Below are 11,582 nucleotides of genomic sequence, written 5' to 3'. Positions count from 1 at the left end.
GTACCGGGTGGCCGGATCAGCTGACGACAGTGGTGTGTTTCCGTGCGACGAGAGCCTCGATGGCCGACACCGTGCGGAAATTGGCCATCTCCAGGTCCTCGTCCGCGATCGTCATGGAGAATTCGTTCTCCACGAAGAGGACCAGTTGCATGACGAAGAGGGAGTTGACGAAGCCGGTGGCGAAGATGTCCTCGTCGTCGGCGAGCTGGTGGTCGCCGAAGAACTGGGCGAGGAAGTCCCGGATGGTCTGCTTGGTGTCTGCCATGGTGTGCTCCGTGGTCGTGTCGTCGGCCGGTGCGGATGACGGGCGGATGCGGACGGCCCTCGTCAGGAGGCCGCGGCGGTGCTGTAGTCGAAGAAGCCCCGGCCGCTCTTGCGGCCGAGCAGCCCGGCGTCCACCATCCGCGTCAGTAGCGGGCAGGGCCGGTACTTGCTGTCGCTGAAGGCATCGTGGAGTCCCTGGACGGACTGCAGGATGGTGTCCAGGCCGATGAGGTCGGCGGTCTCCAGCGGCCCCATGCGGTGCCCGAAGCAGCTCTTGAAGATGCGGTCGACCTCCTCGGCGGTGGCGACGCCCTCCTGTACGAGGTAGACGGCCTCGTTGACGGTGAGCATCAGCACCCGGTTGGACACGAAGCCCGGGGAGTCCTGGACGACCACGCACTCCTTGCCCATCTGGGTGAGCAGGCGGCGTGCGGTGTCGAGGGTCGCCTCGCTGGTGTGGTGGCCCCGGATCACCTCGACCATCGGCTTCATCGGCACCGGGTTCATGAAGTGCATGCCCAGGACGCGGTCCGGGCGGGTGGTGGCGGCCCCCACCCGGGTGATCGGGATGACCGAGGTGTTCACGGCGAAGACGCAGTGCGGCGGGCACAGCGGATCGATGCGCTGGTAGACGCCGCGCTTGATCTCCCAGTCCTCGGTGACGTTCTCAATCACGAAGTCCACCGCGTCGAAGCCCTCGTACTCGGTGGTGTAGGCGATGCGTTTGGCGACTACCGTGCGGTCCTCGGCGGGGCTGCGGGTCCCCAGGAGCCGGCCGAGGCGCAGTCCTTTGTGGATCTCCTGTTCCGCCCGTGCCAGGATCTCGTCGCTGCGGTCCACCAGGATCACTTCGTGCCCGCTCTGGGCCAGGGCCTGGGCCAGGCCCGTTCCCATCACTCCGGCGCCTACGACACCTACTGTGCCGATGCGTTCCGTCATCGTTCCTCCGCTCCTGCTCGAACTCGGTTCTCTCGGGCTCTTCGGTGGGTTCGTCGGTGCTCTACGGGGCGGTCCGCGCGGCCCTCGGGCGCAGCGTCCCGGCCAGTTCGGCCACGGTCAGCGCCTCGAACAGGGCGCTGAGCGGCAGATCCACCCCGAACTCGCGGCGTATGCGGGCAACGAGCTGGACTCCGAGCAGGGAGTGGCCGCCCAGCTCGAAGAAGTTGTCGTGCACGCCCACCTCACGCAGGCCGAGCAGCTCGGCCCAGAGCGCGGCGAGGCGGGTCTCGGTCTCGTCGGTCGGTGCCTGGAAGCCGGCGGCGAGCCGCGGCCTCGGGTGCGCGGCACGCCCGTCCGTAGCGGGTCCGTCGGCCACGGCGGCACTGCCTCGGGCTATGTGCTCCCGTACGGCGTCGAGGTCCTTGGTCACCACGGCGATCTGTGGCTCCAGGCCCTCGGCCAGTACGCGCAGCAGCGCCGCCACCCCTTCCTCGGGCCGGATTCCCTGGTCCAGGTGGGCACGTAGTCCGCTCGCGTCGACGACCGGCCGGGACGCTCCGCCGGACGCCGGGAAGCGGTACCGGGCGACCTGCGCGGAGGTGCCGCCGCGCAGTGCGCCGAGGTGGTTCTCCAGGTCCGCCACCCGTTTGAGGACGAAGTTCTCGATCCTGGCCACCTCCTGGCCCTGCTCGTCGAGCAGGGTGAAGTCCGAGGTGAACGTCTCCTTGCCGGGCCGGTCGCGCTCATGGAAACGGTGGAGGCTGAAGATCCGCCGCGGCAGCGGCGCGAGCAGGGTGAGCCGACCGTAGGAGAGCGGGATCCGGAACTCCTCGGCGAGGTTCATACCGTGGAATCCGGCCCCGAGGTCGAGCAGCGAGGGGTGCAGCCGGATGTGCTCCAGGTCGCCGGCGAACTCCGCGGGCAGCTCCAGCTCAGCCAGTGCCTCCAGCTCACCGAGGTGGACGCGGCGCAGGCAGCGCGAGCGCGGCCCGAACCCCATCGGCCCGGAGTGCTCGACTGCTCCGAGGTCGCGCATGCCCGCCGCGGAGACCAGCTCGGCCACGTCGTGCCGTGCGGGCGGCGGCGCGGTGGCGGGCAGCGGACCTACCTCACCGGTGACGTGCAGGTCCCAGTCGGTCTCCGCCTCCGGCCCGGCGGCCGTCCCCGCGACGCGGCTGACCACCGCGAACCGCAAGGGCGAGGCCCCCTTCTCCAGGACGACGCGCAGCTCGCGCTGCTGGTCCTCGCCGATCACCACCGGCGACAGGAACGTCACCTCGCGGAGCTCTACGCCCAGGCCGCCGTACTGGTGCTCGTGGACCGCGCGGACCAGTTCGAGGTGCCCGGTGCCAGGGACGACGGCGTGGCCCGCCATGCGGTGTTCGTCGATCAGCCAGGAGGACGCGACGCTCAGGGAGACGGAGTACACCGCCTGGTGCTCGTCGTCGGTGAGGCACTCCTCCAGCAGCGGGTGGTCGACGACGCCGGTGCGGCCGGCGCCCGTGGCCGACTCCGCCGTCGGCTCCGAGTCGGCGCCGATGAGGCGGGCGGCCATACCGACGTCCTGCCAGCCGTCCCAGTTGACGGAGACCATCCGCGGCCCGCCGGTCACGTCGTTGTACTGCGCCAGCGCGTCCAGGAACGCGTTGGCCGCCACGTAGTCGATCTGGCCGACGCCGCCGGTCAGGGCGAGGGTCGAGGAGCACAGCACCGTGAAGTCCGGCTCGAGGCGGCGTGCCAGTGCCTCGACGACGAGACCGCCGTGCACCTTGGGCGCGAGCACGCGCAGCGCCTCGTCCGCGTCCTTGAGCTGCGCCAGGCCGGTGGCCGGCAGGCCTGCGGCGTGGATGACGCCGTGCACCGCTCCGTACCGGCGCACCGCCTCGTCGGCGACCGCGGCCATGCCCGCCTCGTCGGTCACGTCACAGGCGACCGGCCAGACCTCGGCGCCCAGGGCCTCCAGTTCGCGGACCGTGCGGATGCGGGCCGACGTCCGGTCCTGCCCGGGGTGGTCGGCGAGCCACCGCTCCCACTCGTCCCGTGGCGGCAGTCCGCTCCGCCCGACGAGCACCAGCCGGGCGGCCGCGGTGTCCGCCAGATGGCGGGCCAGGGTCAGGCCGACCCCACCGAAGCCACCCGTGATCAGGTACACGCCGCGGGTGCGGATGACGTGCCAGCCCTCCTCGTCGAGGCGGACCGGACGGTGACCCGGCACCCAGCGTCGGCGCCCGCGCAGCGCGATGAGCCGGTGCCCGGAGGGGCGCAGCAGCTCGGCGTACAGCCGGTCGACGTCCGCGGCGTCGACGTGTCGCTGTCCGCCGGCGGGCAGCGACACGTCGATGCCTCGGCAGGTGGTGTCCGGCTGCTCCAGCGGGAGAACCAGGCAGGGACCTGCCGCGGTGGCCTTCTCCGGTGCCAGGGTCTCGGTGCCGAGCACGGAGTAGGCGTCGCTGGTGACGACGGCGAGGTCCAGCGGCCGCGGGGTGGAGCGGCCGGCCGCGGCACGGTTGAGCCGCAGCAGGCTGGAGAAGCCGCGTTCCAGCAGGTCCGCCACCGGGACCCGCGGTCCGACCGTCCACAGGTGGACGATGTGGGACGGGAACCGTCCTTCTTCGTCCAGGGCGCGCACCAGGCGTCGGTAGTCGTCCTCGTGGCCGGGCCGGATCTCGTAGGCGTCCGCTGCCCGGCAGAGCCACTGCGGGCCGGGTCGCACTGCGGTGACCCGGTGTCCGGCCGCCGTGAGCCGCTCGGCGAGGGCCTCGCCGGTGCCCGTGTCGTCCAGGAACAGCAGCCAGTCGCGGCCCGGCCGGGCCGGTGCGGGAGAGGAACGGACGGAGTGCGGGGCGGCCGGCTCCCAGACCGGGACGTGGAACCAGTCCGCGAGGTCCGGCTTCTTCGCCAGGGACGGCTCGTGCGGGGCCGGCCGGGCGGGGGCCGGGTCGATCCAGTGGCGGCGCCGCTCGAAGGGGTAGCCGGGCAGCGACGTGCGAGGAGCGTCATCGGCACCGCGCACCGCGGGCCAGTCCAGGTCCACGCCGGACAGCCACAGCTTGCCGGCCGTGTTGAGCAGGAATGCCTCCTCGCCCTGCCGGTCGTACTCACCAGGCAGAGAGGCGTGGGCGGCGAGGCGGCCGGTGCCGGAGCCCTCGGCGCGCTGCACGGCCTGCAGGGCCAGGCTGCTCAGGGACTGGCCCGGCCCGATCTCCAGCAGGACCCGGTCGGCGGTGTCCCTCAGCCGGGCCACGGCGTCGCCGAAGCGCACCGGCTGGCGCAGGTGGCGGGCCCAGAAGGCGGGGTCGGTGGCCTCGTGCGGGGTGATCCAGTCTCCGGTGACGTTGGAGACGTACGGCAGCCGCGGCGGGCTGAGACGGACGCCGTCGACCAGTTCGGTGAATCGGTCGACGATCGGGTCCATCAGGTGGGAGTGGAAGGCGTGCGTGGTGCGCAGTTGGCGCGTCGCCACCTCCTCCTGGGCGAGCCGCGCCCGCAGGGCGTCGACGGAGGCGTGGTCGCCCGCCACCACGCACAGGGACGGCCCGTTGACCGCGGCGAGCGACAGGCCGTCGCCGAGGAGCGTGCGCACCCGCTCCTCGGGCAGGGGCACGGCGAGCATGGCGCCGCCGGGCAGCTCCTCGATCAGGCGGGCCCGTTGGGCGACGAGGTGCAGCGCGTCGTCGAGCCCGACGACCCCGGCGAGGCAGGCCACGGCGTACTCGCCGATGCTGTACCCGATCAGGGCGTCGGGCCGTACGCCCCACGACTGCCACAGCGAGCCCAGCGCGTACTCCAGCGTGAAGATGGCGGGCTGGGCGTACAGCGTGCGGTCGAGAGCGGTGGCCGGGGCCTGAGCGGCCGGCCCGCGGCCCAGCAGCCGCCGCAGGTCCGGGCCGTCGCCGCCGGCTGCCGTCGGTACCGTCGCGGGGTACAGCAGGGTGCGCAGGTCGAGGCCGAGGTGAGGGCGCAGCCCTTCGGCGCAGCGGTCGACGGCTGCCCGGAACTCGGGCTGGTGCTCGTAGAGTTCGCGGCCCATGCCGGGCCGCTGCTCGCCGAGGCCCGGCAGCAGGAAGACGACGCCGGGCCGGGTCCCCTCCGGGGCTCCGTCGCGCAGCACACGTGGGTCGCGGTCGCGCAGGGCGGTGACCGCCGCGGCGGAGTCCTCGGCGACCAGGAAGCGGCGGTGGCCGAAGTGCCGCCGGCCGCTCTGCAGGGTGCGGGCGACGGCCGGCAGCGGCAGGTCGGGGTCGCCGTCCAGCCGGTCGGCGAGCCGGCCGGTCAGGTCGTCGAGCGCGGTGGCGCTGCGGGCGGACAGCGGTAACAGGTGCGGCCGGTGCGCGGCCGGCGACCGCCGAGGTGCCGGGGCCTCCTCCAGGACGACGTGGGCGCCCGTGCCGCCCATCCCGAAGGAACTGACGCCCGCCCGGCGGGGCCCGCCGTCCGCCGTCCAGGGTGTCAGGCGGGTGTTCACGTGGAACGGCGTCGCGTCGAAGTCGATGTCGGGGTTGGGCTTGTCGAAGTGCAGGCTGGGCGGCAGTTGGCGGTGCTGCAGCGCCAGCACGGTCTTGATGAGCCCTGCGATGCCCGACGCCGCGTGGGTGTGCCCGATGTTGCTCTTGACCGAGCCGATCGCGCAGCTTCCCCGAGCGGGTCCGCTGCCGAACGCGCGGGTCAGGGCCTCGATCTCGATGGGGTCGCCGACCGGGGTACCGCTGCCGTGGGCCTCGACGTAGGAGACGGTCGCCGGGTCGACCTCCGCCATGTGCAGGGCGGCCGCGACGACCCGGGCCTGGCCGGCCACGCCGGGGGCGGTGAAGCCGACCCGCTCCGCACCGTCGTTGCCCACGGCGGATCCCTTGACGACCGCGCGGATCGGGTCGCCGTCGGCGAGCGCGTCCTCCAGCCGCTTGAGCACCACGACGCCGACGCCGTTCCCGGCGACGGTGCCCTGCGCGGCGGCGTCGAAGGGCCGGCAGTGCCCGTCGGCCGAGAAGATGCCCCCGGGCTGGTGAAGGTAGCCGGCCTGGCGGGCCCGCACCGTGACACCGCCCGCCAAGGCGGTGTCGCAGGAGCCGCTGAGCAGTGCCTGGCAGGCGAGGTGGACGGCGACCAGCGAGGTCGAGCAGGCGGTCTGCACTGTCAGGGCGGGGCCGGTCAGCCCGAGTTTGTAGGCGAGCCTGGTCGCCAGGTAGTCCTTCTCGTTGGCCAGGTTGCGGGCGAACTCCTCGGCGACGTCCGTGGGGTCGGCGTCCGCCGTGAGCTGCGCCAGGTAGCTGCTGTAGTAGGCGCCGGCGAAGACGCCGACCGGGCCGGGCACCGCTTTCGGGTCGTAGCCGGCGTCCTCCAGGGCGTGCCAGGAGCATTCGAGCAGGACCCGGTGCTGCGGGTCCATCAGGTCCGCCTCCCTGGGGTTGAAGCCGAAGAACTCGGCGTCGAAGAGGTCGGCGCCTTCCAGGACACCGTGGGCGGGGACGTGGTCGGGGTCGTCGAGGTGGGCCTGCGGGACGCCGGCGGCGGCCAGTTCCTCGCGGGAGAGGACGGTGATGCACTCGGTGCCGGAGCTGATGTTGCGCCAGTACTCCTGTGCGTCCGCGGCACCGGGGAACCGGCAGGCCAGTCCGATGACGGCGATCTCCAGGCCGGTGGGCTCCGGTCGCGCGTCGGAGGTGGGTGGGGCGTCGCGGTGCGGCATCAGTCGCTCTCCTTGGTCGCGGTGCGCCTGCGCAGGCCGCGCTGGCGCGACAGCCGGTCCTTCCCGCGATCGATCCGGTCAGCGGCGGGCCCGGTGGCGGGTGCCTGGCCGTCCTCGGATCCCGAGAGGTGTGCGGCGAGGGCGGACACGCTGGGGTACATGGTGAGGACCACCACGGGCAGTTCGCGGCCCAGGACCTCACCGAGCCGGGCCGAGACCCTGGCCATGAGCAGGGAGTTGCCGCCGAGGTCGAAGAAGTTCTCGTCCGGCCCCACGTCGTCACGCTCGAGGACCTGTGCCCACAGCTGTGTGATCTGCTTCTCCAAGGGACCGCGGGGCTCCCGCACCGGCTGCCGTGCGGAGGTGGCGAGGAGCTCGGCGAGTTTGAGCCGCTGCACCTTCCCCGTCGGGCTCTTGGGAACGTCGGCGACCGTGAACACCCGGCTGGGGACCTTGAAGTCGGCGAGCCGCTCCGCCGCGAACTCGCGGAGTTCGCGCTCGTCGACCGACACGCCGGCCCGCGGGACGACGGCCACGGCCACGTCCTCGCCGAGGGAAGGATGAGGCAGCCCGAACGCCACGGCGAGTCCGACGTCGGGATGACCGCTGAGAACGTCGTCGATCTCGGCCGGGGACACCTTGGAGCCGCCGCGGTTGATGATCTCCTTGGTGCGGCCGACCACGTAGAGGTACCCGTCCTCGTCGAGGCGGCCTTCGTCGCCGGTGCGGAACCAGCCGTCGTCGGTGAAGGCCAGCCGGTTGGCCTCCGGGTTGTGCTCGTAGCCGCCCATCACGTTGGCGCCCCGGATGGCGATCTCCCCGGCCTCGCCGGGGCCGAGCCGGCGGCCCTTCTTGTCCAGCACGGCGATCGCCTCCCCCACGGGAAGGCCGACGGACCGGAGCTTGCGCACGCCCGGGGGCAGCGGGTTGCTGGTCACCAGGGAGCCCGCCTCGGTCATGCCGTACGCCTCGATCACCGGCGCACCGAATGCCTCCTCCAGGGCGGTGAGGACCGGGCCGGGCAGCGGGGCCGACGCCGACCGGACGAACCGCAGTCCGGCGGCCGCGAGCTCCTCCTTGTGCTCTGCCGCCACCGCGAGGAGCGCCTGGTGCATGGTGGGCACGGCCGTGTACCAGGTGGGACGGAACTCGGTCAGCCAGCCGAAGAAGCGGCTGTCGGAGAAGCCGGGGGCGCAGACGATGCCGCCGCCTCCGGCCAGGGTGGCGACCAGGGTGCTGATCAGGCCGTGCGCGTGGAACAGCGGCATGACGTTCAGGCACCGGTCCTGCTCCCCGATGTCGAACGCGGCCCGGGTGTTGTGCGCGGCCGCGCACAGGTTGGTGTGGGTGAGCGGCACCAGCTTGGGCTGGGACGTGGTGCCGGAGGTGTGCAGGATCAGCGCCGTCTCCCCCGGTTCCGCGGCGCCGGTACGGGTGGGCGGCACGTTCCCGGGGTCGGCGCGCAGGGTGAAGGTCCCGGCGGGCGCGGCGGGGTCGGTGACCAGTTCGACGACCCGGATGCCGCGCTCCCGAGCGACCTCGACCGCGGGCGAGTCGCTGCCCTGTGCGACGAGCAGGGCGTCGGCCCGCATGTCGTCCAGGTAGAAGGCGAACTCCGCCGCCCGGTATGCCGGGTTGAGGGGTGCCGCGCAGGCGTGGGTGGCCACGGCCAGGAAGGCGAGTGCCATGTCGGGTCCGTTGGGCAGCACGATGGCCACCCGGCTGCCCCGTCCCAGCCCGAAGCCGTTGAGGGCCTGCCCGGTCTCCGCGACCCGCCGGCGCAGCGCCCCGTAGGAGAGGGGGGCCCGGCCGGGTGCGTACAGGGCCAGGGCCTCCGGGCGGAGCGCCGCCTGGTGGTCGAGCAGCCGTCCGAAGCTGTTGATCGTCTGGTCTTCCGTCACGGTTGTGAGGCCTCGTTTCCTTCGTGTTCGGTGCTCCGCAGGGGGTATTCGGCCACCGCCCAGGCCGTCGGCGGCAGGACCCGGCGAGTGCCGGCCCGCACCTGGACGCACCGGGGCGCTTCCGCCTGCCGCGGCGCGTCCACGGCGAGCAGCAGCGGATGCGCCGGGTCCGTGCCCGGCTGCAGGCGGTACCGGCGCGGGGCCACGACGAAGCCGCGCCCGGTGGCCTTGGAGAGGGCCTCCTTGGCGCACCACAGGTGGACGGGGACCGGTCCTGCGGGTTCCGGGCGCTCGGGGAGCGCCGCGGCCAGTACGTCCAGTTCGGCCGGGGTGGCGAACCGGTGGAGGTTGCGGGCGGCGCCGTCCCAGTCGTCCTCGGCGTCCACCCCGAACCCGGTCGGCGCCCCGTCGGCCTGGCGGACCGCGGCGAGCGCCCACCGCGCCGTGTGGGCCAGCGAGAACTGGACACCGGCACCCACCGGCCGGCCGTCCCATGTCACCCGGCGCACCGCTCCGGGCCCCGTCAGGCCGGTGCGGGCCGCCCGGTCCGGCCCGTCCGGGATGAGCCCCAGTCGGCCGAGTCCTTCCAGGAGCGCGTACCGTGCCGCCGCGCCCTGTGCCCGGCGGGCCGGGGAGACCGCGCCCAGCTCCGCCCCGGTGGGATCCGGATCCGGCGTGGGGTCGGGCGACCGGTCCGCGGGGACCGGACACCACCACAGCCACGTCCGCGCTGCCACCCGGTGGCCCATGACGTCGCTCACCGCGCCGCCGGGAGGGGGGTGCGCGCCACGTCCTCCAGGGTGTGGACGCCCGGCGGTGCGGTGGCGGCGAAGCGCACGGCCCGCAGGACGCCGGGCAGGAACGCGGCCCGGTCGGCCACCCGGTGCAGTACCTCGACGTGCTCGCCGGCGCCTGCCGCCAGCAGACGGTGCTCGCTCACCGCGTCGCCCATCCGGAACGCGTTGATCTCCGGGGCCTCGCCGCGTTCCTCGGGTCGCCGCCACTGGTCTGCGAGGTATCGCGCCGTGGCGCTGGGCCGGTCCCGTTTGCCGGCGAAGTGCACGTCGAGCACGCCCGCGTCCCAGCTGTCGTCCACCTGCTGCGCCAGCTCCCGTACGAAGCGGGCCACCGCCAGCAGCGCCAAGCTGAAGTTGGCCGCCGCGACCACCGGGCGGACGCGGCCGACCTCCGCCAGCAGGGTGCGCTCCGCCGCACCGAGTCCGCTGGTGCCGATCACCAGCGCACAGTCGTGCGTGAGGGCCTGCCGCAGCAGTGCGGCCGTGGCCTCGGGGGCGGTGAAGTCGACCACCACCGGAGTGGAGCAGGACAGGTGCGCGAGGTCGGCGACGACCGGCGGCGCTCCGGGCGTGGCCGCCGCGGCGCCGCGGGCGGTGAAGCGGGCGGCGAGGTGGACGCCGGGCGCCTGCTCCACGGCTCCGGCGATCAGCCGCGTCATGCGGCCGGTGCGGCCGCAGACGACAGTGGGGATCGTCATCGCGCCACGGCCTCCGGCACCAGGCCCATGCGGCGGGCCAGTTGACTCTCAGCCATCCGCCGCCCGCCGAAGTAGCCCTGGATCTGCCCCGCGGGCCAGGAATCGGCGGCGCACGGGCTGGGAGTCAGGCCCAGCTCGGTGCTCATGTCCTCGACCACCCGGGCCGTGCGAGTCAGCAGGTCGGTGGCGGCGAGCAGGACCGCCGCGGCGGACTGCCCGCCGGGTTCCTCGCCCTTCAGCTCGGCCCCGAAGCTGGCCGCCGCGGCAGCCAGGGAGATCTCGATCTCCAGCTTGCTCAGTTCGTGCGCGAGGTACTGCGAGGTGCTGAGCGCCTCGGTGCCGCTGCCGGTGGCCGCCAGCGACCTGCGCAGGTCGGCGATCACCCGGGCGCTCCAGGTGACGGAACGACGCGCGAACTCCCAGCCGTAACTGTCGAGCACCCGCACGAGCGGCCCGTCCAGGTCCCAGGTCACGGGGTGGGACAGCTCCGCCTCCTGGACGACGGCGCCGGTCAGCTCCCCCCACCCCGGCTCCGTGGCACGGCCGGCACCGTACGTCCGCAGGCCGTCGTGCGTGTGCGGCAGCAGGACCAGGCGCAGTTGCTCCTCCCCCGCCACCCGCAGCGGCACCAGGGAGAGGTCCGCCTGCGGGGAGGCGTAGCGGAAGCGTCCTTCGAGGGTGAGGCCGAGACCCGGTACCCGTTCGGCGCGGACCGCCGGGAGGGACGGCGCGAAGTGCGTGTTGGGGGTGAACAGGCCCAGTGCGGCCAGGAGCGCACCGGTGCGGACGCCCTCGACGAGGCGCCTGGGTTCCTGGGGGTCGTGGGAGGCGTCGGGGAACAGGTCGAGCAGCGGCAGCACTCCGCAGAGGTGCTCCGTCCACGCGGCGGCGTGGACGAACGGTTCCTTCTCCCAGAGCCCGTCCAGGTAACGCCGCAGGTCCTCGGGCCCCGTGCCGGCCGGAGGGGCGGCTGTCGCGTGTACGTGGGTCACGGTTCTCCTCCAGGTCACGAATGGGCGCGGACGAACTGCGCGATGGACTCGATCGACACCAGGTACTGCGGGTCGGCCTCCGGGTCGATGACGACGCCGAACCGCTGTTCCAGGGCCTCCATCAGGTTGATGTAGCCGATGGAGTTCACCCCGGCCCGGTCGAGTGCTCCCCCGCTGGCTCGCAGGTCGGCGACGGTCACCACCTTTCCGGTGGCCACTTCCACCAGGTGCTCGATCTGCTCGTGAAGACCCGTCCCGACGGTGTCCTTGGTCATGTGCATCCGCTCCTGTACTGGTGCCGCTGG

Annotated in this window: 8 protein-coding genes; all 8 read right to left on the bottom strand. The window is 73.3% G+C overall.

The window, feature by feature from the left end; all coding sequences use genetic code 11:
* Positions 1 to 16: 16 nt before the first annotated feature.
* Entirely contained in the window at positions 17 to 265 is a 249-nt protein-coding gene (locus Sfr03f_RS10430; RefSeq protein WP_108953359.1) for an acyl carrier protein, read from the bottom strand.
* Positions 266 to 327: 62 nt separating this feature from the next.
* Positions 328 to 1,203: a 3-hydroxyacyl-CoA dehydrogenase family protein gene (locus Sfr03f_RS10425; RefSeq protein WP_108953358.1), complete on the bottom strand. Its 876-nt coding sequence runs from the start codon at positions 1,201 to 1,203 to the stop codon at positions 328 to 330.
* 61 nt (positions 1,204 to 1,264) lie between these two features.
* Complete coding sequence (locus Sfr03f_RS10420) at positions 1,265 to 6,889, bottom strand: type I polyketide synthase (RefSeq protein WP_108953357.1); 5,625 nt, start codon at positions 6,887 to 6,889, stop codon at positions 1,265 to 1,267.
* Entirely contained in the window at positions 6,889 to 8,790 is a 1,902-nt protein-coding gene (locus Sfr03f_RS10415; RefSeq protein ID WP_159105608.1) for an AMP-binding protein, read from the bottom strand. The genes Sfr03f_RS10420 and Sfr03f_RS10415 overlap by 1 nt, the downstream gene beginning before the upstream one ends.
* Complete coding sequence (locus tag Sfr03f_RS10410) at positions 8,787 to 9,551, bottom strand: 4'-phosphopantetheinyl transferase family protein (protein WP_108953356.1); 765 nt, start codon at positions 9,549 to 9,551, stop codon at positions 8,787 to 8,789. The genes Sfr03f_RS10415 and Sfr03f_RS10410 overlap by 4 nt, the downstream gene beginning before the upstream one ends.
* Positions 9,548 to 10,285 (bottom strand): 4-hydroxy-tetrahydrodipicolinate reductase, encoded by a 738-nt coding sequence (locus tag Sfr03f_RS10405; protein ID WP_108953355.1) that lies wholly within the window; start codon positions 10,283 to 10,285, stop codon positions 9,548 to 9,550. The genes Sfr03f_RS10410 and Sfr03f_RS10405 overlap by 4 nt, the downstream gene beginning before the upstream one ends.
* The gene (locus Sfr03f_RS10400) at positions 10,282 to 11,277 is read right to left on the bottom strand and encodes a hypothetical protein (RefSeq protein ID WP_108953354.1); all 996 of its coding nucleotides are present in this window, start codon (positions 11,275 to 11,277) and stop codon (positions 10,282 to 10,284) included. The genes Sfr03f_RS10405 and Sfr03f_RS10400 overlap by 4 nt, the downstream gene beginning before the upstream one ends.
* Positions 11,278 to 11,291: 14 nt before the next feature.
* Complete coding sequence (locus Sfr03f_RS10395; protein ID WP_108953353.1) at positions 11,292 to 11,552, bottom strand: acyl carrier protein; 261 nt, start codon at positions 11,550 to 11,552, stop codon at positions 11,292 to 11,294.
* Positions 11,553 to 11,582 lie beyond the last annotated feature (30 nt).

This window comes from Streptomyces fragilis (genome assembly GCF_003112515.1).
In the GTDB taxonomy this organism is placed as follows: Bacteria; Actinomycetota; Actinomycetes; order Streptomycetales; family Streptomycetaceae; genus Streptomyces; species Streptomyces fragilis.
Note: the sequence above shows the minus strand (reverse complement) of the source record. Positions and strands in the feature narration are given on the sequence as shown.

Coding starts and splice junctions, on each gene's coding strand:
- Sfr03f_RS10430 (WP_108953359.1), bottom strand. CDS start 265: ATGGCAGACACCAAGCAGACCATCCGGGACTTCCTCGCCCAGTTCTTC.
- Sfr03f_RS10425 (WP_108953358.1), bottom strand. CDS start 1,203: ATGACGGAACGCATCGGCACAGTAGGTGTCGTAGGCGCCGGAGTGATG.
- Sfr03f_RS10420 (WP_108953357.1), bottom strand. CDS start 6,889: ATGCCGCACCGCGACGCCCCACCCACCTCCGACGCGCGACCGGAGCCC.
- Sfr03f_RS10405 (WP_108953355.1), bottom strand. CDS start 10,285: ATGACGATCCCCACTGTCGTCTGCGGCCGCACCGGCCGCATGACGCGG.
- Sfr03f_RS10395 (WP_108953353.1), bottom strand. CDS start 11,552: ATGACCAAGGACACCGTCGGGACGGGTCTTCACGAGCAGATCGAGCAC.